This is a genomic window from Enterobacter sp. Tr-810 (assembly GCF_011752765.1).
Taxonomy (GTDB): Bacteria; Pseudomonadota; Gammaproteobacteria; order Enterobacterales; family Enterobacteriaceae; genus Enterobacter; species Enterobacter soli.
In genome coordinates this window covers 536,006-562,365 of the sequence record NZ_VWWW01000001.1, presented here as the reverse complement: position 1 = coordinate 562,365, position 26,360 = coordinate 536,006, and the positions used below count along the sequence as shown (strand labels likewise).

Here is a 26,360-nt window from a genome sequence, read left to right as displayed (position 1 = left end):
GTGAAATACCTGCTGTGTTGTTTCCATGCCTATCGGCAACCTCGCAGGTAAACTTGATGCTGAAACCGCGTCCATAAGAAAATAATATTTTTACGGGTTTATTATTAAAACGTTAATACTTTATCGGCGGTCAGAGTCCACTGCGCCAGCTCAACCAGCGTGCCAATCTCAACCCCGTCAATCAGCGGCAGCGCAGTAATGCCACGCCCGTCGGTGCAGGTTTTGCACAGCTTCACCGGGATGTTTTGCGCCGTCAGGATCTCCAGCATCTGCTGAATGTTGTAGCCTTCGGCAGGTTTTTGTCCCTTCAGCCCGGCAGTCACCGCATCTGACATTAAAAAAAGACGTAACTGGAGCTCGCTGTCCTGATCGCGCAGGGCAATGGCCAGGCGCAGGCTGTTGAAAAGAGATTCACTTCCGTATGCCGCACCGTTCGCGACGATCACAATCTTCTGCATGTTGACTCCTGTTCTTTGAAAAGGCACGAATTTTGCTTATTTCTGCGAATAGATCGTATCCGGGAGAATAAGTATGACGTTAATGGCTGGCAGTTCGCCCGGCGCAACCGAATGGTTCCAGCGCGCAAAGCAGATGCGTCAGTTGCAGCTCAGTAAACTCGCGCAGCTGGGCGAGCTGGTGAACGGCATCAGCCGACTGGTGCATATGCTACAGTGCGAGCGCGGTGCGTCAAACGTCTGGCTGTGTTCGCAGGGGCAACTTTACGCCCCTGAATGCAAGGCCAGCCGGGCGCTGGTGGACGAAAACCTCACCGCACTTCACCGGATGCTTAACCAGCAATCCCCGATGCCGGGCAGCGCCGTGTGCGAACGCATCGCCAGCGCGTTGCTAAGCCTGGAAGGACTTATCGCCCTGCGTGACGGGGTAAGCGGGCAACACATTGCCGCACCGATGGCGATGGAGCATTACAGCCGGATGCTGCGCCAGCTGCTCAGTATCGTACCGCAACTGAATGACAGTATTGATGATCCGCAAATCGCCGGGCGATTTGTCGCGCTCTATAGCCTGATGCAGGGCAAAGAGCTGGTGGGGCAAGAGCGGGCATTAGGGGCGATTGGCTTCACGCAGGGCTTTTTTAGCGATGATACCCGCCAAAAGCTGGTTGACCGGATTGATGGCCAGCAGGCCTGTTTTGAGGTCTTTTTGTCTCGCAGCGGCGATGACATCCGCCAGACATTTACCCTCAACTGTCAGCCGTGTCTGGAAACAGAGCAGCTGCGGCGCGTGGCCTGCACCCGCCAGCCTGCGGCGGATAATGGCCAGACGGCCCTCAACTGGTTTGCCCTACAAACGGCTCGTCTTGAGCATCTGCGCACGCTGGAAGAGATGGTCATCGCCGATCTGATGGTCGCCGTGGATGCGCGTATTAACAGTGACGATGATGTCACCCCCGCCGGGGACGAACACGACGACCCCCTTGTGCGTTACCCGGACAAACCCTTACTGCCTCTGGTACGCCAGCAGGCGCGGGAAATAGAGCTGTTGTCCCGCCAGCTGGCATCGCTTCGCGACACGCTGGAAGAGCGCAAAACCATTGATAAAGCCAAAAGCGTATTGATGACTCACCAGAATATGAACGAAGAACAGGCGTGGTATGCCCTGCGTAAAATGGCGATGGACAAGAATCAGCGCATGGTGGATATCGCCCGTGCGCTGCTCACCGTTAAGACTTTATGGCAGATAACTCCAAAGGAGTAGTTGCACAATCAGTGGGCATTTTCTGCCTGATTGAGGTGCGTAAAGGGGGCGGGAACCCCGCCAGGAGCCGAAAAACAGGGGCTTAAAAGCTGGCATTGAGTTTGCATTAACAGATTAACCATTTTTGACGATGCGCCAACGGCGGTGCAATCGTCTGCGGGATAAAGGCGTCCAGCGGTGCTTCGGCACTGTCGGGCGCTTTTTTTTGTCTTTTTTTCAGGAGTGGGTCATGGCGGATTTGTCGAGACGGCGGTTTTTGCAGGCCAGCATGTTGGCGAGCGGCGCAATGTTGTTACCGGGCGTTATGCAGGCCGCGTGGGCAGCAGGTTCGGATAAACCAGAGCAGGACACGGTGCGCATCGGGTTTATCCCCCTGACCGACTGCGCCCCGGTGGTGATCGCGGCGCTGAAAGGGTTTGATAAAAAATACGGCATCACCATTGTGCCCACCAAAGAGGCGAGCTGGGCTGCGGTGCGCGACAAACTGGTGGCCGGCGAGCTGGACGCCGCGCATATCCTCTACGGCCTGCTGTACGGGCTGGAGTTGGGCATCGCCGGTAAGCCGCAGCAGATGGCAAACCTGATGACCCTCAACCATAACGGCCAGGCGATTACGCTTTCAGCCGATCTGGCGGAGAAGGGCGTGCGCGATCTTGACGGGCTGAAAAAGCTGGTCGGGCAGCAGGCGCCAGGGACCTATACCTTTGCGCACACCTTCCCGACCGGGACACACGCCATGTGGCTGTACTACTGGCTGGCCAGTGCGGGCATCAATCCGTTCGATGACGTGCGTACCGTGGTGGTGCCGCCGCCGCAAATGGTGATGAACATGCGCATTGGCAACATGGTCGGCTTTTGTGTCGGTGAGCCGTGGAATGCGCGCGCCATTAACGACCGCATCGGTTTTACGGCCGCAACCTCGCAGTCCATCTGGCCGGAACATCCTGAAAAAATCCTCGGCACGCGTCGGGAGTGGGTAGAGAAAAACCCCAATACCGCCCGCGCGCTGGTGAGTGCCGTGCTGGAAGCGTCTCGCTGGATAGACGCCTCACCGGAAAACAAACGCGAAACCGCGCAGATCCTCTCGCGCCGCGCGTGGCTTAACACTAAAGAGCAGTACCTCACAGGGAGAATGCTCGGTGAATACGACAACGGTATAGGCAAGCGCTGGCAGGATGCCAACCCCATCCGCTTCTTCAACGACGGGGCGGTCAGCTATCCGTATCTGTCCGACGGGATGTGGTTCTTAACTCAGTTCCGCCGTTGGGGATTACTCAAAACCGCACCGGATTACGCGGCCATTGCCGCACGCATTAATCAGACCTCGGTCTGGCAGGACGCCGCCACGGCAGTGGGCGGGATCTCTGCACCATCATCACCTGTTCGTAGCAGCACCCTGATGGACGGCACCGTCTGGAACGGCACCGACCCGGAAGGTTACGCAAACCGCTTCGCCATTCATCGTAAAGGGGCCTGATTATGAAGCATCTGCAAAACACCAGACATGTTGAAGAGAAGCCACTGAGCGGGGAAGTGATCGCCCTGCCGCCCGTTCAGGTTCGCCGTCGTGCACCGGCACTGGCACGCAAGGTCAATGCACTTTTACAACGCATTATTCCGGCATTTCTGGGGCTGGGGTTGCTGGTGGTGCTCTGGCAACTGGCGGCGATTAACAGCAAAGGCTTTCCGACGCCGCTCAGCACCCTGGATTCCGCGTTAACGCTGTTCGCCGATCCGTTTTACCGCGACGGGCCAAACGACATGGGGATTGGCTGGAACGTACTGGCCTCGTTACAGCGCGTGGCGGTGGGCTTTGGCCTGGCGGCGCTGGCGGGTATTCCGCTGGGCTTCCTGATTGGCCGTTTCACCTTTTTCTCGCACATGTTTACGCCGCTGATTGCGTTGCTGCGCCCGGTCAGCCCGCTGGCGTGGCTACCTATCGGATTGCTGTTGTTCCAGAAAGCGGAGCCTGCCTCCAGCTGGACCATTTTTATCTGCTCTATCTGGCCGATGGTCATTAACACCGCCGAGGGCGTGCGCCGTATTCCGCAGGACTACCTCAACGTCGCCCGCGTATTGCAGCTTTCCGAGTGGACCATCATGCGCAAAATTCTGTTTCCGGCGGTGTTACCCGCTGTGCTGACCGGGGTGCGCCTTTCTATCGGGATCGCCTGGCTGGTGATTGTCGCCGCCGAAATGCTCACCGGGGGACTGGGGATCGGTTTCTGGATCTGGAATGAGTGGAACAACCTCAACGTCGAAAACATTCTCATCGCCATTGTGATCATTGGCGTGGTCGGGTTGCTGCTGGAGCAGGGGTTGATGCTGATCGCCCGTCGCTTTAGCTGGCAGGAAAAATAAGGAGTGACTATGAAACCGTTAATTCAGGTACAGGCCGTGAGCCAGCGTTTTTCCACCGCCAGCGGTGAGTTTCTGGCGCTGCAAAATGTCTCTTTCGATATTCACGAAGGCGAAACCGTGAGCCTGATTGGCCACTCCGGCTGTGGTAAGTCGACGCTGCTGAACCTTATCGCCGGGATCACCCTGCCGACAGAAGGCGGGCTGATTTGTGATAACCGCGAAATCGCAGGCCCCGGGCCAGAGCGTGCGGTGGTCTTCCAGAACCACTCTTTACTGCCGTGGCTAACCTGCTTCGACAACGTGGCGCTGGCGGTCGATCAGGTGTTCCGCCGCACCATGGGCAAGGCCGAGCGCAAGGAGTGGATTGAGCACAACCTTAATCGCGTGCAGATGGGCCACGCACTGCATAAGCGCCCGGGGGAGATCTCCGGTGGCATGAAGCAGCGTGTAGGCATTGCCCGCGCGCTGGCAATGAAGCCGAAAGTGCTGCTGATGGATGAACCTTTCGGTGCGCTGGATGCGCTGACCCGCGCCCATTTGCAGGACTCGGTAATGCAAATTCAGCAGGAGCTGAATACCACCATCGTACTGATTACCCACGATGTGGATGAAGCGGTGCTGCTTTCCGACCGGGTACTGATGATGACCAACGGCCCGGCGGCCACCGTCGGAGAGATCCTCTACGTTGATTTGCCGCGCCCGCGTAACCGGGTACAGCTTGCTGACGACAGTCGCTATCACCACATGCGCCAGCAGATCCTGCATTTCCTCTACGAAAAACAGCCGAAAGCGGCGTAACGAGGAGGCCACGATGCGTCTGGTCATTATCGGCAACGGCATGGCAGCAACACGACTGATCACCGCACTCTCGGAGCGCGCACCGGGCCGTTTTGTTATCACCGTCATCGGTGATGAGCCAGAACATGCCTATAACCGCATTCAGCTCTCTCCGGTGCTGGGTGGCGAGAAAGAGGCAGCGAAAATCCGTCTTCAGGATGACGAAAGTTATCGCGTACAGGGCGTGACGGTATTGCGGGGGGAAAAAGTCACAGCGGTGGATGTGGCAGGCCGTGAAATCCACACCCAGAGTCGGACGCTTCCGTGGGATGAGTTGGTTTTCGCTACCGGTTCCAGCCCCTTTGTGCCGCCGATCCCCGGTAACCAGGCGCCGCATGTTTTTACGTTTCGCACGTTGAAGGATACCCGCGCCATTCAGGGGATCGCAGGCCCGGCGGTGGTGTTGGGCGGTGGGGTGTTGGGCGTAGAGGCGGCCGCAGCGTTAGCGCTCTCAGGTGACAACGTCACGCTGGTGCATCGCGGGGAATGGCTGATGGAACAGCAACTGGATCAGCAGGCTGGGGTTCTTCTGGAAGAAGTGCTGGCAGAGCGAGGGGTTCGCTGTGAGCTGTCGTCCGGTATTACGGCGATTGCGGAGGATTCGGTCACGCTGGCGAATGGTCGTCAGATACCGGCGGCACGCGTGGTGATGGCCACCGGCGTTATCCCCAACAGCCGTCTTGCGAACGAGAGCGGTATTGCCTGCGCCAGAGGCATCCTGGTTAACCATCAAATGCGGACTTCCGTCCCACACGTCAGCGCGATTGGTGAGTGCTGCGAGATTGACGGCCAGACGTTTGGCCTGGTCGCCCCCTGCCTGGCGCAGGCGGATATTCTCGCCGCACGGCTGGCCGGGGAGACACCACCGGCATTGAGTCATCACGACAGCGGGATGCGTCTCAAAGTGACCGGCGTGGAGTTGTTCAGCGCCGGGCGCGCCCGGGCACTGCCGGAGGATGTGGTCTGGAGTTCGTGGGATCCGCTGACCCGCCATTATCGCCGTTTATTAATTCATCGCGGTGCCCTTGCAGGCGTGCTGCTGATGGGTGATTGCCGCAGCGCGGCAACATTTACCGATTTACTGGCAACGCCTGTTCCCGCGCACGTGGACTGGCTGTTCGATCGTTTCACTACGCAACCGCAGGTTGCAGGACAGAAAGCTATGACAAAACCTACTCTGGTGGTGGTTGGGCACGGTATGGTCGGCCATCATTTTCTTGAGGATTGCGTAAACCGCAATCTGCATCAGCAATACCAGATTATCGTCTTTGGTGAGGAGCGTTATGCCGCCTATGACCGCGTACATCTTTCCGAGTATTTTGGCGGGCGCAGCGCAGATTCCCTCTCACTGCTTGAGGGCGATTTCTTTGCCGACAACGGTATCGAACTGCGTTTATCCCAGCAGGTAACCGCTATCGACCGGGAGTCCCGGGTGGTGCGCACCGCCAGCGGGCATGAAACCCACTGGGACAAACTGGTGCTGGCGACCGGCTCTTATCCCTTCGTGCCACCTGTGCCGGGGAATGACCAGCTAGGGTGCTTTGTCTACCGTACGCTCGACGATCTGGACAATATCGCGGCTCATGCCACGGGTTCCCGCCGTGGGGTGGTGATCGGCGGCGGCCTGCTGGGGCTGGAAGCGGCAAATGCCCTGAAACAGCTCGGGCTTGAAACGCATGTGGTGGAGTTCGCCCCGAATCTGATGGCGGTCCAGCTCGACAACGACGGCGCGGCGATGCTGCGTAAAAAGATTGAAGCGCTTGGCGTGGGTGTGCATACCAGCAAAGCGACCACGGAAATCGCCGCGACCGATGCAGGGCTGGTGCTGCGCTTTGCCGATGGCGAACAGCTTGATACCGATATGGTGGTGTTCTCTGCGGGGATCCGCCCGCAGGATGCGCTGGCGCGCAGCAGTGGTCTGGCAGTAGGTGAGCGTGGGGGGATCTGCATTGATGCCCGGTGCCAGACCTCCGACGAAAACGTGTTTGCCATCGGGGAATGCGCTCTGTGGGAGGGCAAAATTTTTGGCCTGGTCGCCCCGGGGTACCAGATGGCGCGCATTGCCGCCGCCTGTCTGGCGGGAGAAGAGAAGACCTTTGCCGGTGCCGATATGAGCACCAAACTGAAGCTGCTCGGGGTGGATGTTGCTTCGTTTGGCGATGCGCACGGCCGCACGCCGGGGGCGTTGAGCTACCAGTGGACCCACGGCCCGCAGCAGATCTACAAAAAAATCGTCGTCAGCCACGACAGTAAAACGTTACTCGGCGGCGTGCTGGTGGGCGATGCCAGCGAATACGCCACCCTGGTGCAGATGATGCTGAACGGCGTCAGCCTGCCAAAAGAGCCGGAAACGCTGATTTTACCGGCCGTTGCCGGCAGTGCGCCTAAAGCGCTCGGTGTGGCGGCGCTGCCAGAGAGTGCGCAGATTTGCTCATGCCATAACGTCAGCAAAGGCGACATCTGCCAGGCCGTCAGCGCCGGGGCAACGGATATCGGTGCCATCAAGCAGTGCACCAAAGCGGCCACCGGCTGCGGCGGCTGTAGCGCGCTGGTCAAACAGGTGATGGAGTACCAGCTTGCCGAGCAGGGCGTGGAGGTGAAAAAGGACATTTGCGAACACTTCCCGTACTCGCGTCAGGAGATTTATCACCTGGTACGGGTTAACCACATCCACACGTTCGATCAGCTGATTAGCCGTTACGGGCAAGGACACGGGTGTGAAATCTGTAAGCCGCTGGTGGGCTCCGTGCTGGCGTCCTGCTGGAACGAGTATCTGCTTAAGCCTGCGCATTTGCCGCTTCAGGACACCAACGATCGCTACTTCGCCAATATCCAGAAGGACGGAACTTACTCCATCGTGCCGCGAATGCCAGCCGGTGAAGTCACCGCCGACGGGCTGATCGCCATTGGCCAGATTGCAAAACGCTATCAGCTGTACAGCAAAATTACCGGCGGGCAGCGAATTGACCTGTTTGGTGCCACCCTGGAGCAACTGCCGGAGATCTGGCAGGCGCTGGTGGAAGCGGGCTTTGAGACCGGGCACGCGTACGGCAAATCCCTGAGGACGGTGAAATCCTGCGTCGGCTCAACCTGGTGTCGTTACGGTGTGCAGGACTCCACGGGGCTCGCTGTCAGGCTGGAGCATCGCTACAAGGGGCTGCGCGCGCCGCATAAAATCAAAATGGCTGTGTCTGGCTGTACCCGCGAATGTGCGGAAGCCCAGAGCAAAGATGTCGGCGTTATCGCAACCGACAAAGGCTGGAATTTGTACCTGTGCGGCAACGGCGGCATGAAGCCTCGCCACGCTGACCTGTTCGCCAGCGATCTGGATGACGAGACGCTACTTCGCACGGTAGACCGTTTCCTGATGTTCTATATCCGCACTGCGGATCGTCTGCAACGTACCAGTACCTGGATGGATAACCTGGAAGGCGGCCTGGATTACCTTCGTGAGGTGATCCTGGACGACAGCCTGGGCATTGCCCACGAGCTCGAACAGGAGATGGCACGGGTCGTGGATACTTATCAGTGCGAATGGCAAACCACACTTAACGATCCCGATCGTCTGGCGCTGTTCCGCACGGCGGTGAACGGTACGCCTGCGGAGGAGAATAAACGCTGGCAGGAAATCTGCGGCATTGACGACATTCCTGAGCAGGCGGGCATTGGCGCGACACTTGGCCGCAAACACATTGCGTTGTTCCGCTTTGGCAAAACCGTCTATGCCCTTGACGATGTTGAGCCCGGCAGCTCAGCCCGCGTGCTTTCGCGCGGCATTCTGGGCGATGCGGGGGGCGAGCCTGTTGTGATTTCGCCGCTCTATAAGCAACGCATCCGTCTGCGCGACGGGCGCCAGGCTGAAAACGGTGAACCTGCCGTGCGCGCCTGGCCGGTGAAAATTGAAAACGGCAAGGTGTGGGTCGGAAACGAAGAGCTGGTGATACGTGCGGAGGCCTCATGAATGAAACCCGTACAACCTGTCCTTACTGCGGCGTAGGCTGCGGTGTCGTTGCCCGTGTAGAAGGCGAGACAGTGAGCGTGCGGGGGGATGAAACCCATCCTGCGAATCTGGGGCGGCTTTGTGTTAAAGGCTCGGCGCTGGGTGAAACCACAGGGTTAGCGGGGCGCTTGTTACGCCCTGTGGTGGATGGCGAAGAGACAACATGGCCGCAGGCGCTGGACGTAGCCGCTGAGCGCCTGCGGGAAATCATTGATACCTGGGGGCCGCAGGCGGTGGCATTTTATGCCTCCGGCCAGCTATTGACCGAGGATTACTATGCCGCCAATAAGCTGATGAAGGGATTTATCGGTGCGGCGAATATCGACACCAACTCCCGGCTGTGTATGTCGTCGGCGGTGGTGGGGTACAAACGTGCGTTTGGCGAAGATATCGTGCCGTGCAGTTACGAGGACGTAGAAAACAGCAATCTGGTGGTGCTGGTGGGCTCCAATGCGGCATGGACGCACCCGGTGCTCTATCAGCGGCTGGTAAAGGCGCGCCAGCAGAACCCGGCGATGAAAGTGGTGGTTATCGATCCGCGTAAGACGGCCACCTGCGATATCGCCGATTTGCATCTGCCGTTACTCCCCGGCAGCGATGCCGGCCTGTTTGTCGGCCTGCTGAATATGATTCAGGGGACAACGGCGTGGCCGCTCGCGCGGGTGGCAGAATTTTGCGGTTTACCGGCAGAGGATGTCGGTATGTTTTATGACTGGTTTATCACCGCGCCCCGGGCGATCACGCTCTACACCATGGGCATTAATCAATCCTCCAGCGGCAGCGATAAGTGCAACGCGATCATCAATGTCCATTTGGCCAGCGGGAAGTTCGCCCGGCCGGGCTGTGGCCCGTTTTCCCTGACCGGGCAACCCAACGCGATGGGGGGGCGAGAGGTGGGAGGGCTGGCGAATCAGCTGGCAGCGCATATGAATTTTGAACCGGATGACTTATCGCGCGTGGCACGCTTCTGGGGAACTGAACGGCTGGCGCAAACGCCGGGGCTGATGGCCGTCGAGCTGTTTGATGCCATCGCGCGCGGAGAGGTCAAAGCGGTGTGGATCATGGGGACGAACCCTGCCGTATCGCTGCCGGACAGCCACGCGGTGTGTCAGGCGCTGGCATCCTGCCCGCTGGTGATTGTCTCTGAGGTCATGCGTGACACGGACACCAGTCGCTTCGCCCATGTCCAGTTTCCGGCGCTCGGCTGGGGAGAAAAGAACGGCACTGTCACCAACTCTGAGCGGCGTATCTCGCGGCAGCGCGCTTTTCTGCCCACGCCCGGAGAAGCCCGACCGGACTGGTGGATAATTGCCCAGGTGGCAAAACAGCTTGGCTACGCAGAGGCGTTTTCCTGGCAGCATCCGCAGGAGATTTTTTGTGAACATGCGGCGCTCTCGGCGTTTGAGAATGACGGTTCGCGGGCCTTTAACCTTAAAGCGCTGGCCACGCTGAGCCGTGAAGAGTGGGATGCGCTGGCCCCGTACCAGTGGGCTACGGGGGATTTTCCGCGCCGGAAGATAATTCCCGTGGAGCCAGAAAAGCACGGTGCCACGGTGGATGCGCTTTATCCGCTGCTGCTGAACAGCGGGCGTATCCGCGATCAGTGGCACACCATGACCCGCACCGGCTATGTTCCCAGGCTGATGCAGCACATGGATGAGCCGCGCCTTGAAATAGGTGCAGAAGATGCTGCGCATTTTGCCCTGTGCGATGGCCAGCTGGCCCGCGTCAGTTCACCGCGTGGGGTGATGGTCGCCAGAGTGAAGATCAACAATGGTCAGCGGGCAGGTGAACTGTTTACCCCGATGCACTGGAACGGCTGTTTTGCCCGTCAGGGGAAGGTCAATGCTCTGGTGGAAGGGCGTTGCGATCCGCATTCAGGCCAGCCCGAAAGCAAGCAGACGGCGGTCAGAGTCATGCCCTGGCAGCCTGCCTGGCAGGGGGAGCTTTACGCCCGTGAACTGCCGGAGCTGCCGCCAGCGGCCTACTGGTGGCGCAAAGCCGCGCAGGATGTGCAGCGCATCACTGTGGCTGGAGATAAATCGCTGCTGGAGTGGGTCATGGCGCACTGCACCGGGCAGGGCTGGCAGCTGCAAATTGCGCAGACCGGTGAGCGCAGCAGCGTGCTGGCCTGGCAGCAGGGTGAGTTGATGCTCGGTTATTGGGAAGGAAAGACACAGCCGGAACTGGCGCTGGCGTTTATTGAGGAGGCTTTTCGCACCGCGCCCGTGGAGCTGGCAGAGCGACATGCGATCCTGAACGGGCAGCGTCCGGGCGAACGGGTGGATCCTGGGCGGATTATCTGTAGCTGCTTTAGCGTGGGTGAAAATGCGATACGTGAGGCGATTGCTGAAGGGTGTGATTCAGCGGCAGCGTTGGGAGCGAAGCTGCGCTGTGGCACCAACTGTGGCTCTTGCGTGCCGGAGCTGAAAGGGTTGTGTAAAGTGACGGTGTAACGGTGTCGGGTGGTGGCTTTGCCTTACCGACCTATAAATGCGCGCCGCCTGACGAAAATGTTCAGGATAATCCTGAAATTTAGGCTAAGACTGCATTTCACTGCTTATCGCGTTAACATAATAAGAGTTGATTCATAAACGCAGGTTCTTATTTACGACGTTGATGGCTGTATCGTCCCGCATTCGTTCGCTGTTTTTACTCCCCCTTATTTCGGCCGGAGCCGTTTACGGTGCGCCGAATTCCTTTATTCAGCAGGCACAAAATCCCTTTGATAACAACGGTGATGGGCTGCCCGACCTCGGTCTGGCGGCACCGTCGTCTGCAAGAGAAAAGCATCTGGCGGAGATGGCAAAAGCATTCGGTGAAGCGAGCATGACCGATAACGGCCTGACGACCGGCGAGCAGGCCCGTCAGTTCGCCTTTGGTCAGGTGCGTGATGCGTTAAGCGGTGAAGTGAATCAGCAAATTGAAACCTGGCTCTCTCCCTGGGGTAACGCCAGCGTGGATTTGCTGGTGGACGAGGAGGGGAATTTCACCGGCAGCAGCGGGAGATGGTTTGTGCCCTGGCAGGATAATAACCGCTACCTGAGCTGGAGCCAGCTTGGGCTGACTCAACAGACGGACGGGCTGGTCAGCAATGCCGGTATCGGCCAACGCTGGCTGGCCGGGACATGGCTGCTGGGCTACAACACCTTCTATGACAACCTGCTGGATGAAAACTTGCAGCGTGCGGGGCTGGGCGCCGAAGCCTGGGGTGAGAATTTACGCTTGTCGGCAAACTACTACCAGCCGTTTGCCAGCTGGCGCAACCACTCAGATGTCCAGGAGCAGCGCATGGCCCGTGGCTACGATGTCACGGCGAAAGCATGGCTACCGTGGTTCCATCACCTGAACACCAGCGTCAGTTTTGAACAGTATTTTGGCGATAGCGTGGATCTGTTTAACAGCGGAACTGGCTACCACAACCCGATGGCGGTAAACCTGGGGCTGGATTATACCCCCGTGCCGTTGCTGACGTTTTCTGCCGCCCATAAGCAGGGTGAGAGCGGCGTCAGCCAGAACAATCTGGGCCTTAAGGTCAATTATCGTTTCGGGGTTCCGCTGGTTAAGCAGCTCTCTGCCGGTGAAGTGGCCGCCACACGTTCGCTGCGCGGCAGTCGTTACGATTCGCCAGAGCGGGATAATCTGCCGGTGATGGAGTTCCGCCAGCGTAAAACCTTATCGGTGTATCTGGCGACGCCACCCTGGGATCTGAAAGGGGGTGAAACGGTGATGCTGAAGCTGCAAGTGCGCAGTACCCACGGTATTCGCAAGCTGCACTGGCAGGGTGATACGCTGGCCCTGAGCCTGACGTCGCCGGCTAAAAATAACAGCAGCGATGGCTGGAGCGTCATTATGCCTGCCTGGAGCGAGCAGAGCGGCGCACGTAATAGCTGGAAATTATCGGTGGTGGTGGAAGATGAGGACGGGCAGCGTGTCTCTTCCAATGAGATCACGCTTGCTGTGGCACAACCGCTGGTGGCATTACCTAACGACGACCCACGCTGGAAGCTGCTGCCGGACGAATGAAATCAGAAGATACGTTCCTGATGTACCCAAACCGCTGCTTCAACGCGGGATTTTAATTTCATCTTCTTGAGCATATGTTTCACATGCACTTTGACCGTACTTTCGGTGATATCCAGACGGCGGGCGATCATTTTGTTTGGCAGACCCTGAGCAATCAGCTTGAGAATGTCACGCTCGCGCGGCGTTAGCTGGCTGACGTCGCGGTCAGAGGTGGCGCGGTTGGCGCGCAGGCTGGCGGCCAGCACTGGCGTTAAGGCTTCGCTCAGTACCATCTCACCGGCGGCGGCCTGTTGCAGCGCTTTGAGCAGATCTTCTGGCTCCATATCTTTCAGCAAATAGCCATCGGCACCCCGTTTCAGCGCGGTGACAACATCTTCTTCATGATTCGACACGCTGAATACCACCACCCGGCCAGACAGTGATTTTTCACGCAGTTTGTCGAGCGTTTCCAGACCGTTCATACCCGGCATATTGAGATCGAGCAGGATCAAATCAGGATCAAGCGATTCGGCAAGCTCAATACCCTGTTCGCCGTTGCTGGCTTCGCCAACCACCGTGATATCTGGCGCCATGCTGACAAGTTGCTTCACGCCTGTGCGCAGCATCGGATGGTCGTCAATCAACAGGATGGATGCCGGTTCCTGATTAGTCATGGTTTTCTCCTTGAGCAGTTATTTGGGGCTTTTCGGGAATAAAGGTGACCACTACCTCGGTGCCACCAGACTCTCCCCGGCGAACCTGGCAATCTCCGCGCAGGCTTTGTGCGCGATCTCGCATGATAATTAAACCATAGTGGTTACTTCTCTCGGCATTTTCCGGCACGCCGCAACCGTTATCCTGGACCGTAAGCTTCACCTGATTATTGTGCTGGCTGACGGTCACGGTTACTGCCGTCGCACCGGAATGTTTGAGCACGTTGCTCAGGGCTTCACGGGCGATTTGCAGTAAATGTATGGCCTGATGAGAGGGGACAAAACGCGGGGGAAGCTGGTAGTCAAGCTTCACCGGGAACCCCAGTCGGGCGCTAAATTCGTGGCAACTGGACTCAAGTGCCGGGCGCAGGCCAGGCTCGGTCAACTGCAAACGGAAGGTGGTCAGCAGTTCGCGAAGCTGTACCCAGGAGGTATTCAGCTCGTTGCGGATCTGGCTGAGAAGCTGTTTGCTGCTTTCCGGCAGTCCGTCGTCCTGCATTTGCAGGCAACTGACCTGCATCTTCATACAGGAGAGCGACTGGGCAATGGAGTCGTGAAGCTCGCGGGCAATGGTGGCGCGCTCTTCCATAACGATCAACTGCTGCTGTTTTTCCTGGTGGTGATCGAGCGCCAGTGTAGCGGCCAGCTGTTCAACCAGCGTGTCCACCAGCTGCTGCTGGTCATGGCTCAGGTGACGCCCCGCAGGCAGGGTGGCCAGCAAAATACCGTACTGCGTGTGGCCGTCCGTCAGACGCCATTTGAGCGTGGTCCCGCTGCCGGTCAGCGGGGGTAATCCGCGCGGGCAAAGGTGGCAACCTTTATCATCGCAGGACATGTCCGACTGACAGGTAAACTCCTGATGATTTTCTTCATCTTCGATGTCGTAAACCCGCAGCTCCAGATCGTGCAGCAGGGTTAAATTTTGCAGGCCGTTCAGCACCGGCGAGAGGCGTTCACACAGGGGAACCTGCATATGCAGACGGCGATTGGCCTGCCATAAAAACGAGAGAATTTCGTTTTTATGCTCAAGACCGGCCGTTTTCTCCTGGACGCGTTTTTCCAGCACCGCATAGCTTTCAGACAGCTCTTCCGACATTGTATTCAGCGCTTGTCCGAGCATCGCCATTTCATTGCGGCCGCTGATGTGGGTGCGCTGGGTAAAATCGCGTTGCGTGACCGCACGCGCCATCGCCAGCAGCTGTTTCCACGGGTTGAGCAACCGCGCACGCAGCCAGACGATGGTAAACACCAGCAGCAACGCCATAAATACCGCCATCACACGATGGACGACCACCACCCGGTCAATACGGTGTTCGGTGGTCTGGTCGAACGAGGAGACCAGCATATCGATGCGCGAGACAAAACCGGCGACGTCCTGTGATACGGTGTCTGCACGTTGGGCGCTTTTCAGGTTGGGTTTCAGCTGCGAGTGCCAGTAGCCCTGGAGCGCCTTAAGCTGCGACTCTTGTCCGTCGCGGGTGGCGGCTCTTTCCAGTTCAGGGCTGAACGCCGTGCGCTCCATTTCGTCGATCAACGGCTGATCGTCCAGTGAAAGGGGCACAGCTGCCAGCAGGCGGTAACTCTGCATACGTAGCGAGCCTGCCTCGTTAATGGCATGTGCATTACCCTGCACACCCTGTACCAGCGAGCCAGAGATAGCCATGCCGGTCACACCGATAGCGGTGGACAGCAAGACAATCAGTGCCAACTGGTTAACGAGTGTCAGCGGGGATAAACATCTTTTTAACATAGGGTTGCCGGGCTCCTGACGTGGCCTGCTTGCAGGAATGGCGCTATTTTCATGCATACCCTGGAGTATACCCATACCAATAAAGGATTACCTCTAAATTGCCAGGTGGGTGATGTCTGGGGGGAAGGGAGTACGGGGAACCGTCAGCACCGTGAAAAACCACACCTTTTTTACCGGAAAAGCCTACTCACTTAGAGTAATGACTTTTTTTTCGCCGCAAATCTGCCCACTTTTCCTTTGATTTATATCAACTTACCGTCGGCCTAAAACCCTAATGTTTGCAGCATCATTCGAGAATCAGAGGTGTCTATGAGTCACTCATCCGCCCCCGAAAGGGATAATGGTGCCGTAATTACAGAATGGCGTCCGGAAGATCCGGCGTTCTGGGAACAACGCGGCCACCGTGTAGCAAGTCGTAATCTGTGGATTTCTGTTCCGTGTCTGCTGTTGGCGTTTTGCGTATGGATGTTGTTTAGTGCGGTGGCGGTAAACCTGCCGAAAGTGGGTTTTACCTTCACAACCGATCAGCTGTTTATGTTGACCGCGCTGCCGTCGCTGTCGGGCGCGCTGCTGCGTGTTCCTTACGCGTTTATGGTGCCGGTGTTTGGCGGCCGTCGCTGGACAGCGTTCAGTACCGGGATCATGATCGTGCCGTGCGTGTGGCTCGGTTTTGCCGTGCAGGATACCTCTACACCGTTTAGCGTGTTCGTGATTATCTCTCTGCTGTGCGGTTTTGCTGGCGCAAACTTCGCCTCCAGTATGGCAAACATCAGTTTCTTCTTCCCGAAAGCGAAGCAGGGCGGTGCGCTGGGCATTAACGGCGGTCTGGGGAATATGGGCGTGAGCGTAATGCAGTTAATTGCACCGCTGGCGATCTCTGTTTCCATCTTTGCGGCGTTTGGCGGCGGCGGTGTGACGCAGCCTGATGGTTCCTCTCTCTTCCTGCAAAACGCGGCATGGATCTGGGTACCGTTCCTGGTGATATTCACCCTGGCATCCTGGTTCTTTATGAACGACCTGTCAGCGTCGAAGGCTTCTCTGAGCGAACAGCTTCCGGTTCTGAAGCGTGGGCACCTGTGGGTGATGGCGCTGCTGTACCTGGCAACCTTCGGTTCATTCATTGGTTTCTCCGCAGGCTTCGCGATGCTGTCGAAAACGCAGTTCCCTGAAATTCAGATCCTGCACTTCGCCTTCTTCGGCCCGTTCATTGGTGCGTTGGCCCGTTCTGTTGGCGGGATGATCTCTGACCGTCTGGGCGGAACGCGCGTGACGCTGGTGAACTTTGTGGTGATGGCTATCTTCTGTGCGCTGCTGTTCCTGACGCTGCCAACCAACGGCCAGGGCGGTAACTTTACTGCATTCTTCGGCGTGTTTATGGTGCTGTTCCTGACGGCCGGGCTGGGTAGTGCCTCTACCTTCCAGATGATTTCGGTCATCTTCCGTAAGCTGACGATGGACCGCGTGAAAGCGCAGGGTGGCAACGAAGCACAGGCCATGCGTGAAGCCGCGACCGATACCGCAGCGGCACTGGGCTTTATCTCTGCCATTGGCGCGATTGGTGGCTTCTTCATCCCGAAAGCGTTCGGTATTTCGCTTGACCTGACCGGCTCTCCGGCAGGGGCAATGAAAGTGTTCCTCGTATTCTATATCGCCTGCGTAGTGATTACGTGGCTGGTATATGGCCGTAATACCAAGAAAAATAAGTAAGTTTGATTATCCGTTTGCGCGGCCTTAGAGCCGCGCTTTTTTTTGGCTCCAAGTAGTTACAACATACTGATAGGGGATTTACCTGTCGCCGCGAGTAACACTGTGATCTTCATCGCTTTACAGCCGTTTCTACCCCTTAATACCTAATATGTTAAAAAAAGCCGTAGTGTTTGTACGATAAATCAATATTTATCTTTTAAATCAATAAGTTAAAAAATAGAAAATAATACCGCTTTGGTGGTATGTGCACTAATACCACCGCGCAGAGACCCCCTTTGCCTTGATCGTTATCAATTCCCGTCATCTATCAGAGCGTTACTTTCGCTGCAAATCAGCAATGTCGATTTAGAGAGCCACAGGCTCCACACAGGAGATACCCGATGAGCAAATTTTTGGACCGGTTTCGCTACTTCAAGCAGAAGGGCGAAACTTTTGCCGATGGGCACGGCCAGGTTCTGGAGACCAACCGGGACTGGGAAGACGGTTACCGCCAGCGTTGGCAGCATGACAAAGTCGTCCGTTCAACCCACGGCGTTAACTGTACTGGCTCGTGTAGCTGGAAGATTTTCGTAAAAAATGGTCTGGTGACCTGGGAAGTGCAGCAGACGGATTACCCGCGCACCCGCCCGGATTTGCCAAACCATGAACCGCGCGGCTGCCCGCGTGGCGCAAGCTACTCCTGGTATCTGTACAGTGCTAACCGCCTGAAATACCCGCTGATGCGCAAACGCCTGATGAAAATGTGGCGTGAAGCGAAAGTCCAGCACAGCGATCCGGTCGATGCCTGGGCCTCTATTATCGAAGACGCCGACAAAGCCAAAAGCTTCAAGCAGGCTCGCGGTCGCGGTGGCTTCGTGCGTTCCTCCTGGAAAGAAGTGAACGAGCTGATTGCCGCCTCAAACGTCTACACCGTCAAAACCTACGGCCCGGACCGCGTAGCGGGCTTCTCGCCAATCCCGGCGATGTCGATGGTGTCCTACGCTTCTGGCGCGCGCTACCTCTCTCTGATTGGCGGTACCTGCCTGAGCTTCTACGACTGGTACTGCGACCTGCCGCCTGCGTCTCCGCAGACATGGGGTGAGCAGACCGACGTTCCTGAATCGGCCGACTGGTATAACTCCAGCTACATTCTGGCGTGGGGTTCTAACGTTCCGCAGACCCGTACTCCGGATGCTCACTTCTTTACTGAAGTGCGTTACAAAGGCACCAAGACTGTCGCCATTACCCCTGACTATGCAGAAATCGCCAAACTGTGCGACCTGTGGTTAGCACCAAAACAGGGTACCGATTCCGCGATGGCGCTGGCGATGGGCCACGTCATGCTGCGTGAGTTCCACCTCGATAAACCGAGCCAGTACTTCACTGACTACGTGCGTCGCTACACCGACTTCCCGATGCTGGTCATGCTGGAAGAGCGCGACGGTTACTACGCGGCAGGCCGTATGCTGCGCGCCGCCGACCTCGTGGACGCACTCGGTCAGGAAAACAACCCACAATGGAAAACCGTTGCCTGTAACAGCAATGGCGAGCTGGTGGCACCAAACGGTTCTATCGGCTTCCGCTGGGGTGAAAAAGGGAAGTGGAACCTTGAGCAGCGTGATGGTACCTCCGGTGAAGAAACTGACCTGCGCCTGAGTATGCTGGGCAGCCAGGATGAGATCGCTGATGTCGGTTTCCCGTACTTCGGGGGCGAAGGTTCCGAGCACTTCAACAAAGTTGAGCTGCAAAACGTCTTAATGCACAAGCTGCCGGTCAAACGCCTGCAACTGGCGGATGGCTCCACGGCGCTGGTGACCACCGTTTACGACCTGACCATGGCCAACTACGGCCTGGAGCGCGGTCTGAATGATGAAAACTGCGCAACCAGCTATGACGAAGTAAAAGCGTACACCCCTGCCTGGGCAGAGCAGATTACTGGCGTACCTGCTGCACAGATCACCCGTATCGCACGCGAATTTGCGGAGAACGCCGACAAGACGCACGGTCGTTCGATGATCATCGTGGGTGCCGGTCTGAACCACTGGTATCACCTCGACATGAACTACCGCGGCCTGATCAACATGCTGATCTTCTGCGGTTGCGTCGGTCAGAGCGGCGGCGGTTGGGCACACTACGTGGGCCAGGAAAAACTGCGTCCACAGACGGGCTGGCAGCCACTGGCGTTTGCGCTTGACTGGCAGCGTCCGGCACGTCACATGAACAGCACCTCTTACTTCTATAACCATTCCAGCCAATGGCGCTACGAAACCGTGACCGCGCAGGAACTGCTGTCACCAATGGCGGATAAATCCCGCTACAGCGGTCATCTGATTGACTTCAACGTGCGTGCTGAACGTATGGGCTGGTTGCCGTCTGCTCCACAGCTGGGTACCAACCCGCTGCGTATCGCGGAAGAGGCGAAGAAAGCGGGCATGACGCCGGTGGATTACACCGTCAAATCTCTGAAAGAAGGCTCTATCCGGTTTGCGGCGGAACAGCCTGAAAACGGTAAAAACCATCCGCGTAACCTGTTCATCTGGCGCTCCAACCTGCTGGGTTCATCCGGTAAAGGCCATGAGTTCATGCTGAAGTATCTGCTCGGTACTGATCACGGTATTCAGGGGAAAGATCTCGGCAAGCAGGGCGGCGTGAAGCCTGAAGAAGTGGAATGGAAAGACAACGGTCTGGACGGCAAACTGGATCTGGTGGTGACGCTGGACTTCCGTCTGTCGAGCACCTGCCTGTACTCCGACATTGTGCTGCCAACCGCGACCTGGTACGAAAAAGACGACATGAATACCTCGGATATGCATCCGTTTATTCATCCACTGTCTGCGGCCGTTGACCCGGCATGGGAATCCAAAAGCGACTGGGAGATCTACAAAGGCATCGCTGAGAAATTCTCCGAAGTGTGCGTAGGTCATCTGGGCAAAGAAACCGACGTGGTTACGCTGCCAATTCAGCACGACTCCGCTGCTGAACTGGCGCAGCCGCTGGACGTGAAGGACTGGAAAAAAGGCGAGTGTGATCTGATCCCGGGCGTTACTGCTCCGCACATCATCCCGGTTGAACGTGACTACCCGGCTACCTATGAGCGTTTTACCTCTATCGGCCCGCTGATGGAAAAAATCGGTAACGGCGGTAAAGGGATTGCCTGGAATACCCAGAGCGAAATGGATCTGCTGCGCAAGCTCAATTACACCAAAGCAGACGGCCCGGCAAAAGGCCAGCCAATGCTGAACACGGCGATTGATGCGGCAGAGATGATCCTGACTCTGGCACCGGAAACCAACGGTCAGGTGGCCGTGAAAGCCTGGGCCGCACTGAGTGAGTTCACCGGTCGTGACCACAAGCATCTGGCGCTGAACAAAGAAGACGAGAAGATCCGCTTCCGCGATATTCAGGCACAGCCACGCAAAATTATCTCCAGCCCGACCTGGTCTGGCCTTGAAGATGAGCACGTGTCTTATAACGCCGGTTATACCAACGTTCACGAGCTGATCCCATGGCGCACCCTGACCGGTCGTCAGTCTCTGTATCAGGATCATCAGTGGATGCGCGATTTCGGTGAAAGCCTGCTGGTTTACCGCCCGCCAATCGACACCCGTTCGGTGAAAGCGGTGATGGGCGAGAAATCCAACGGTAACCCGGAAAAAGCGCTGAACTTCCTGACGCCGCACCAGAAGTGGGGTATCCACTCCACCTACAGCGACAACCTGCTGATGCTGACGCTGGGTCGAGGTGGGCCAATTGTGTGGATGAGTGAAGCCGATGCCAAAGACCTGGGGATCGTGGATAACGACTGGATTGAAGTGTTCAACACCAACGGTTCATTGACGGCGCGTGCCGTTGTCAGCCAGCGTGTGCCAGCTGGTATGACCATGATGTACCACGCGCAGGAACGCATTGTGAACATTCCTGGCTCTGAAATTACCGAGCAACGCGGCGGTATCCATAACTCGGTCACCCGTATTACGCCAAAACCAACCCATATGATTGGTGGCTATGCGCAGTTGGCCTACGGCTTTAACTACTACGGCACCGTGGGTTCTAACCGTGATGAGTTTGTGGTGGTTCGTAAGATGAAGAATATTAACTGGTTAGACGGCGAAGGTAATGACCAGGTACAGGAGAGCGTAAAATGAAAATTCGTTCACAAGTCGGCATGGTGCTGAATCTGGATAAGTGCATCGGCTGTCATACCTGCTCAGTCACCTGTAAAAACGTCTGGACCAGCCGTGAAGGTACCGAATACGCGTGGTTCAACAACGTTGAAACCAAGCCAGGTACCGGCTTCCCGACCAACTGGGAAGATCAGGAGAAATACAAGGGCGGATGGATCCGCAAAATCAACGGTAAGATCCAGCCGCGCATGGGTAACCGTGCCATGCTGCTGGGTAAAATCTTTGCTAACCCGCATCTGCCGGGCATTGATGATTACTACGAGCCGTTTGATTTTGACTACCAGAACCTGCATAACGCCGCGGAAGGTAAACATCAGCCGATCGCACGCCCTCGCTCGCTGATCACCGGTCAGCGGATGAACAAGATCGAAAAAGGCCCGAACTGGGAAGACGATCTGGGCGGTGAGTTTGAGAAGCTGTCGAAAGACAAAAACTTCGAAAACATGCAGAAGGCGATGTACGGCCAGTTCGAAAACACTTTCATGATGTACCTGCCTCGTCTGTGCGAACACTGTCTGAACCCGGCGTGCGTGGCGACCTGTCCGAGCGGCGCCATCTACAAGCGCGAAGAAGACGGTATCGTACTGATCGACCAGGACAAGTGCCGCGGCTGGCGCATGTGTATTACCGGTTGCCCGTATAAGAAAATCTACTTCAACTGGAAGAGCGGTAAGTCAGAGAAGTGTATTTTCTGTTATCCACGTATCGAAGCCGGTATGCCGACTGTCTGTTCCGAAAGCTGCGTAGGCCGTATTCGTTACCTCGGCGTGTTGCTGTATGACGCGGATGCCATTGAAAGCGCAGCGAGCACTGAACACGAGAAAGATCTGTACCAGCGTCAACTGGACGTGTTCCTCGATCCGAACGATCCGAAAGTGATTGAGCAGGCGTTGAAAGATGGCGTACCGCAGAGCATGATCGACGCCGCACAGCAGTCACCGGTGTACAAAATGGCGATGGACTGGAAGCTGGCTCTGCCGCTGCACCCGGAATACCGCACGCTGCCGATGGTGTGGTATGTGCCACCTCTGTCACCGATTCAGTCTGCTGCGGATGCCGGTGAACTGGGCAGCAATGGCATTCTGCCGGATGTCGAAAGCCTGCGTATCCCGGTTCAGTATCTGGCAAACCTGCTGACTGCGGGTGATACCCAGCCGGTGGTGCTGGCACTGAAACGTATGCTGGCAATGCGTCACTTTAAACGCACCGAAACCGTGGACGGCGTGATTGATACCCGTGCACTGGAAGAAGTGGGTCTGACCGAAGCGCAGGCGCAGGAAATGTACCGCTATCTGGCGATTGCTAACTACGAAGACCGTTTCGTGGTGCCAAGCAGCCACCGTGAACAGGCTCGTGAAGCCTTCCCGGAAAAAAGCGGTTGTGGCTTTACCTTCGGTGATGGTTGCCACGGTTCAGACACCAAATTTAACCTGTTCAACAGTCGTCGCATTGATGCCATGGATGTGACCAGCAAAACGGAGCCGCACCAATGATTGAACTCGTCATTGTTTCGCGTCTGCTCGAGTACCCGGATGCTGCGCTTGCGCAGCATCAACAGGAACTTTTCGATGCACTCGCGTCATCTGAAAACCTGGATAAAGAAGATGCCCAGAGCCTGGGCGTTTTCCTGCGCGATCTGTTAGCGCGCGATCTTCTGGATGCACAGGCTGACTACAGCCAGCTGTTTGACCGTGGCCGTGCCACTTCACTGCTGCTGTTTGAACATGTTCATGGTGAATCCCGTGACCGGGGTCAGGCGATGGTCGACCTGATGGCGCAATATGAGCAGCATGGTCTGCAACTCGACAGCCGCGAGCTGCCGGATCACCTGCCGCTGTACCTCGAATATCTGGCGCAGCTGCCAAAAGAAGAAGCGCTCGGCGGGTTGCAGGACATCGCCCCGATTCTGGCGCTGCTCAGTGCGCGTCTGCAACAGCGTGAGAGCCGTTATGCAGTGCTGTTCGACCTGCTGGTGAAACTGGCGAATGCGGCAGTCGATAGCGAAAAAGTGGCGGAAAAAATTGCCGATGAAGCTCGCGATGATACCCCGCAGGCGCTGGATGCGGTCTGGGAAGAAGAGCAGGTGAAATTCTTTGCTGACCAGAATTGCGGCGAGTCAGAAATCTCGGCTCACCAGCGTCGTTTTGCCGGAGCTGTTGCCCCGCAATATTTGAATATCTCTAACGGAGGACAGCAATAATGCACTTCCTGAATATGTTCTTCTTTGATATCTATCCGTATATTGCGGGCACCGTGTTCCTGGTGGGAAGCTGGCTGCGTTATGACTACGGTCAGTACACCTGGCGTGCGGCCTCCAGCCAGATGCTGGATCGCAAAGGGATGAACCTGGCTTCTAACCTGTTCCACATCGGGATCCTGGGCGTGATCGCAGGCCATGCATTCGGGATGTTGACGCCGCATTGGATGTACGAAGCCTGGTTGCCGCTGGAAGTGAAACAGAAGATGGCAATGTTTGGTGGTGGTGCTGCGGGCCTTATGTGTCTGGTTGGCGGCCTGTTGCTACTCAAACGCCGCCTCTTCAGTCCTCGCATTCGCGCTACGACAACCGCAGCAGATATTCTGGTGATGTCGGTACTGGTTATCCAGTGTGCGCTGGGTCTGCTGACCATTCCATTCTCTGCGCAGCATATGGACGGCAGCGAAATGATGAAGCTGGTTGGCTGGGCGCAGTCTGTCGTGACCTTCCACGGCGGTGCGTCTGAACACCTGGACGGCGTGGCGTTTATCTTCCGCATGCACCTGGTACTGGGCATGACCCTGTTTGTGCTGTTCCCGTTCTCCCGTCTGGTGCACATCTGGAGCGTGCCGGTGGAGTACCTGACGCGCAAATACCAGATTGTGCGTGCCCGCCGCTAATTAGCTGTTTTGATACCAACCCCGCACTCGCGGGGTTTTTTTTCGCCCCAGCCCAGGTTGTTGCCCGCGGCGGCAACCAGGATCAGCGCGCCACCCGCCAGCTGCGGTGCAGTCAGCGAATGCCCGAAGACCAGGTTATCAACCACAATCGCTACCACCGGGTAAATAAAGGAAAGGGAGCCGGTGACAGGGGTCGGGAGCTTCTGAATGGCGCTATAAAGCAGCTGATACATGATGCCAGTGTGCACAATCCCCAGCGTTAAGAGTATTCCCCACGGGAAATGCCCGGAAAGCGTTGGCATGTGCGCCAGCGGCAATAGCATAACCACCCCGGTTAATACCTGAATAAACGCAATATGTTGTGGCGCAATACTTCTGAGCTTGCGGGTGATAATGGCCGTCAGTGCATAAAAGAAGGCTGCACCAAGTGCCAGCGCAATACCGCTAAGCCAGCCGGCTTCGTGTTTGCCGGTCAGCTCGCCTGAGAGCAGAACCACCACGCCGCCGAATGCCAGCAGGAGCCATCCCCATTTTGCCAGACTCACGCGTTCACCCAGTAGCATCCCCATCATCACCAGCATAAACGGCTGTGTGTTGTAGACTACGGTCGACAGACCTATCGAGATGCGCGCGTAGGCGGCAAAAAGCAGCAGCCAGTTAACAACCAGCGCGATACCGCCGAGGATGGCCAGCCCCAGGGTAACTTTGGTTAACGGGCTAAAAGGTTGTTTGCTGATACGGATAAAAAGAAAGAGAGCAACGGCGCCGATGAGGCAGCGCCAGAACACGACTTCTGTGACCGGTAAACCGGAGAGTAAAACAAAAGCTCCGATTGAACCGGAAATAAGCATCGCCAGGCTCATTTGCCAGACGCCTTTTTGTCTATCACCCATAATGCACCTCCTGATTAATAGCTCTATTGTCGAAAAAGTGCGTTGGCTTTTACAGTAGTGATATAAGGTGAAATACAGTTATGGCGTTTTAAAATTAGGTGAATACTATGGATTACCTTCTCGATGATATCGACCGTCAGATATTAGCCTGTCTGGTGGAGGATGCGCGTGTGTCGTTGAAAGTGCTGAGTGGCCGTATCGGGCTGACATCGCCAAGCACCGCAGAGCGTCTGAAAAGACTGGAGGAGCGGGGCGTTATTCAAGGGTATGGTGCTCGCGTGAATTTAGCCGCGCTGGGGTATAGCTTGCAGGCGCTGGTGCGTGTGCGGCCGTTGCCGGGATTGTTGCATAAAGTGGATAAATACATTCAGGCCATGCCGGAGTGCATTGAGAGTGACAAGGTGACCGGTGAGGATTGTTTTGTTATCAGGCTGGTGGTGCGATCAATTGAGCAGCTTGATACGTTGCTGGATGGTCTCGCTGAACACGCCCAGTGTAATACGTCGATAGTGAAAAGCTCACCTGTGAAGCGCCGGTTGCCACCGATGTAGCTGTCTGTTGCCGGGTGGCGGCTGCGCCTTACCCGGCCTACAAGGGTGCAATCAGTTCGGTGATGTTTTTTTTGGATTTTTTCGGGAAATGATGGTGGTGGGGGAAGGATTACTCGGCGCGTTGCGCCTCGCCCTTCGGGTCGTTGCCTGCGGCAACGCATTCTCGCTACGCTCGAATCGAACCTTGGTCGAAGCTTCTCATCCTTCCCCGTTACGGAAATGCATGATGCCCGGTGCGAACAGAAGGTTTAGAGTCATTTGGAAATGATGGTGGTGGGGGAAGGATTCGAACCTTCGAAGTCGATGACGGCAGATTTACAGTCTGCTCCCTTTGGCCGCTCGGGAACCCCACCAGGGGTATTCATATTTTGAGGTAACGCTGAGATATGGTGGTGGGGGAAGGATTATTCGTCGCTTCGCTCCTCACCCTTCGGGCCGTTGCCTTTGGCAACGTTCTCTCGCTGTCGCGAGAGTCGAACCTTAATCGAAGGTTCTCACCCTTCCCGATAAGTGCAAACTTCACATTATCTTATCGGTGTTACCACATCGCTGTGGTGAATAATGGTGGTGGGGGAAGGATTCGAACCTTCGAAGTCGATGACGGCAGATTTACAGTCTGCTCCCTTTGGCCGCTCGGGAACCCCACCACGGGGTAATGCTATTTATTGGCCTGCTTCCTGTTGGAAGCGGGGCGCATCATATCAAATGAGACGCCCCTGTAAAGCGTTACCACGATAAAAATAAACTGGTTGGCTGAATTTTATGCGCAAAGACGCAAAGCTAACCA

Annotated in this window: 17 protein-coding genes, 2 tRNA genes and 2 other RNA genes; 13 read left to right on the top strand and 8 right to left on the bottom strand. The window is 56.7% G+C overall.

Features of this window, described 5'->3' with window-relative positions; translation table 11 throughout:
* Positions 1-104 precede the first annotated feature (104 nt).
* The gene (locus F3J30_RS02695) at positions 105-458 is read right to left on the bottom strand and encodes a DsrE/DsrF/TusD sulfur relay family protein (protein ID WP_014070564.1); all 354 of its coding nucleotides are present in this window, start codon (positions 456-458) and stop codon (positions 105-107) included.
* 73 nt (positions 459-531) lie between these two features.
* On the opposite strand from F3J30_RS02695, the gene nasR reads away from it, so the two are divergent.
* From nasR to F3J30_RS02660, 7 genes are all read left to right on the top strand, one after another.
* A complete protein-coding gene (nasR, locus tag F3J30_RS02690; RefSeq protein ID WP_166715673.1) occupies positions 532-1,716 on the top strand; it encodes a nitrate regulatory protein NasR in 1,185 nt (394 codons plus the stop codon).
* 229 nt (positions 1,717-1,945) lie between these two features.
* Positions 1,946-3,193: a CmpA/NrtA family ABC transporter substrate-binding protein gene (locus F3J30_RS02685; protein ID WP_166715670.1), complete on the top strand. Its 1,248-nt coding sequence runs from the start codon at positions 1,946-1,948 to the stop codon at positions 3,191-3,193.
* A 2-nt stretch (positions 3,194-3,195) separates the two neighbouring features.
* Positions 3,196-4,077, top strand: a complete 882-nt coding sequence (gene ntrB, locus F3J30_RS02680; RefSeq protein ID WP_166715668.1) for a nitrate ABC transporter permease — start codon at positions 3,196-3,198, stop codon at positions 4,075-4,077.
* Between the two features lie 9 nt (positions 4,078-4,086).
* Complete coding sequence (locus tag F3J30_RS02675; protein WP_166715666.1) at positions 4,087-4,875, top strand: ABC transporter ATP-binding protein; 789 nt, start codon at positions 4,087-4,089, stop codon at positions 4,873-4,875.
* A gap of 13 nt (positions 4,876-4,888) precedes the next feature.
* Positions 4,889-8,875, top strand: coding sequence for a nitrite reductase large subunit NirB (gene nirB, locus F3J30_RS02670; RefSeq protein WP_166715663.1), 3,987 nt, complete (start codon positions 4,889-4,891; stop codon positions 8,873-8,875).
* Positions 8,872-11,370 carry a nitrate reductase gene (locus tag F3J30_RS02665; RefSeq protein ID WP_166715660.1) on the top strand — a complete coding sequence of 833 codons (2,499 nt, stop codon included), beginning with the start codon at positions 8,872-8,874 and terminating at the stop codon, positions 11,368-11,370. Before nirB ends, F3J30_RS02665 begins: the two co-directional genes overlap by 4 nt.
* 163 nt (positions 11,371-11,533) lie before the next feature.
* Complete coding sequence (locus F3J30_RS02660; protein WP_166715656.1) at positions 11,534-12,940, top strand: YchO/YchP family invasin; 1,407 nt, start codon at positions 11,534-11,536, stop codon at positions 12,938-12,940.
* Positions 12,941-12,942: 2 nt separating this feature from the next.
* On the opposite strand, the gene narL is transcribed toward F3J30_RS02660, so the two are convergent.
* Positions 12,943-13,593 (bottom strand): two-component system response regulator NarL, encoded by a 651-nt coding sequence (gene narL, locus F3J30_RS02655; protein ID WP_003856701.1) that lies wholly within the window; start codon positions 13,591-13,593, stop codon positions 12,943-12,945.
* Positions 13,586-15,382: a nitrate/nitrite two-component system sensor histidine kinase NarX gene (gene narX, locus F3J30_RS02650; RefSeq protein ID WP_166715653.1), complete on the bottom strand. Its 1,797-nt coding sequence runs from the start codon at positions 15,380-15,382 to the stop codon at positions 13,586-13,588. The genes narL and narX overlap by 8 nt, the downstream gene beginning before the upstream one ends.
* Positions 15,383-15,691: 309 nt before the next feature.
* Between narX and F3J30_RS02645 the strand changes: the two genes are divergently transcribed.
* From F3J30_RS02645 to narI, 5 genes are all read left to right on the top strand, one after another.
* Positions 15,692-17,089, top strand: coding sequence for a NarK family nitrate/nitrite MFS transporter (locus F3J30_RS02645; protein WP_014070555.1), 1,398 nt, complete (start codon positions 15,692-15,694; stop codon positions 17,087-17,089).
* A gap of 380 nt (positions 17,090-17,469) precedes the next feature.
* Entirely contained in the window at positions 17,470-21,213 is a 3,744-nt protein-coding gene (locus F3J30_RS02640) for a nitrate reductase subunit alpha (protein WP_166715650.1), read from the top strand.
* The gene (gene narH, locus F3J30_RS02635; protein ID WP_166715648.1) at positions 21,210-22,745 is read left to right on the top strand and encodes a nitrate reductase subunit beta; all 1,536 of its coding nucleotides are present in this window, start codon (positions 21,210-21,212) and stop codon (positions 22,743-22,745) included. The genes F3J30_RS02640 and narH overlap by 4 nt, the downstream gene beginning before the upstream one ends.
* A complete protein-coding gene (narJ, locus tag F3J30_RS02630; protein ID WP_166715645.1) occupies positions 22,742-23,452 on the top strand; it encodes a nitrate reductase molybdenum cofactor assembly chaperone in 711 nt (236 codons plus the stop codon). The genes narH and narJ overlap by 4 nt, the downstream gene beginning before the upstream one ends.
* Positions 23,452-24,129: a respiratory nitrate reductase subunit gamma gene (gene narI / locus F3J30_RS02625; RefSeq protein ID WP_119937684.1), complete on the top strand. Its 678-nt coding sequence runs from the start codon at positions 23,452-23,454 to the stop codon at positions 24,127-24,129. Before narJ ends, narI begins: the two co-directional genes overlap by 1 nt.
* Here the strand turns inward: narI and F3J30_RS02620 are convergent.
* A complete protein-coding gene (locus F3J30_RS02620) occupies positions 24,126-25,022 on the bottom strand; it encodes a DMT family transporter (RefSeq protein WP_014070550.1) in 897 nt (298 codons plus the stop codon). The two genes, narI and F3J30_RS02620, sit on opposite strands and share 4 nt — an antisense overlap.
* A 107-nt stretch (positions 25,023-25,129) precedes the next feature.
* On the opposite strand from F3J30_RS02620, the gene F3J30_RS02615 reads away from it, so the two are divergent.
* Positions 25,130-25,573, top strand: coding sequence for an Lrp/AsnC family transcriptional regulator (locus tag F3J30_RS02615; protein ID WP_166715643.1), 444 nt, complete (start codon positions 25,130-25,132; stop codon positions 25,571-25,573).
* Positions 25,574-25,665: 92 nt separating this feature from the next.
* Here the strand turns inward: F3J30_RS02615 and F3J30_RS02610 are convergent.
* The 4 genes from F3J30_RS02610 to F3J30_RS02595 form a co-directional block, all read right to left on the bottom strand.
* Positions 25,666-25,796, bottom strand: a non-coding RNA gene (locus F3J30_RS02610) — RtT sRNA.
* A gap of 45 nt (positions 25,797-25,841) precedes the next feature.
* Positions 25,842-25,926, bottom strand: a tRNA-Tyr gene (locus F3J30_RS02605).
* Between the two features lie 34 nt (positions 25,927-25,960).
* A non-coding RNA gene (locus F3J30_RS02600) (RtT sRNA) lies at positions 25,961-26,092 on the bottom strand.
* Between the two features lie 43 nt (positions 26,093-26,135).
* Positions 26,136-26,220, bottom strand: a tRNA-Tyr gene (locus F3J30_RS02595).
* Positions 26,221-26,360: the final 140 nt, after the last annotated feature.

Coding starts and splice junctions, on each gene's coding strand:
- F3J30_RS02695 (WP_014070564.1), bottom strand. CDS start 458: ATGCAGAAGATTGTGATCGTCGCGAACGGTGCGGCATACGGAAGTGAA.
- nasR (WP_166715673.1), top strand. CDS start 532: ATGACGTTAATGGCTGGCAGTTCGCCCGGCGCAACCGAATGGTTCCAG.
- F3J30_RS02685 (WP_166715670.1), top strand. CDS start 1,946: ATGGCGGATTTGTCGAGACGGCGGTTTTTGCAGGCCAGCATGTTGGCG.
- ntrB (WP_166715668.1), top strand. CDS start 3,196: ATGAAGCATCTGCAAAACACCAGACATGTTGAAGAGAAGCCACTGAGC.
- F3J30_RS02675 (WP_166715666.1), top strand. CDS start 4,087: ATGAAACCGTTAATTCAGGTACAGGCCGTGAGCCAGCGTTTTTCCACC.
- nirB (WP_166715663.1), top strand. CDS start 4,889: ATGCGTCTGGTCATTATCGGCAACGGCATGGCAGCAACACGACTGATC.
- F3J30_RS02665 (WP_166715660.1), top strand. CDS start 8,872: ATGAATGAAACCCGTACAACCTGTCCTTACTGCGGCGTAGGCTGCGGT.
- F3J30_RS02660 (WP_166715656.1), top strand. CDS start 11,534: ATGGCTGTATCGTCCCGCATTCGTTCGCTGTTTTTACTCCCCCTTATT.
- narL (WP_003856701.1), bottom strand. CDS start 13,593: ATGACTAATCAGGAACCGGCATCCATCCTGTTGATTGACGACCATCCG.
- narX (WP_166715653.1), bottom strand. CDS start 15,382: ATGTTAAAAAGATGTTTATCCCCGCTGACACTCGTTAACCAGTTGGCA.
- F3J30_RS02645 (WP_014070555.1), top strand. CDS start 15,692: ATGAGTCACTCATCCGCCCCCGAAAGGGATAATGGTGCCGTAATTACA.
- F3J30_RS02640 (WP_166715650.1), top strand. CDS start 17,470: ATGAGCAAATTTTTGGACCGGTTTCGCTACTTCAAGCAGAAGGGCGAA.
- narH (WP_166715648.1), top strand. CDS start 21,210: ATGAAAATTCGTTCACAAGTCGGCATGGTGCTGAATCTGGATAAGTGC.
- narJ (WP_166715645.1), top strand. CDS start 22,742: ATGATTGAACTCGTCATTGTTTCGCGTCTGCTCGAGTACCCGGATGCT.
- narI (WP_119937684.1), top strand. CDS start 23,452: ATGCACTTCCTGAATATGTTCTTCTTTGATATCTATCCGTATATTGCG.
- F3J30_RS02620 (WP_014070550.1), bottom strand. CDS start 25,022: ATGGGTGATAGACAAAAAGGCGTCTGGCAAATGAGCCTGGCGATGCTT.
- F3J30_RS02615 (WP_166715643.1), top strand. CDS start 25,130: ATGGATTACCTTCTCGATGATATCGACCGTCAGATATTAGCCTGTCTG.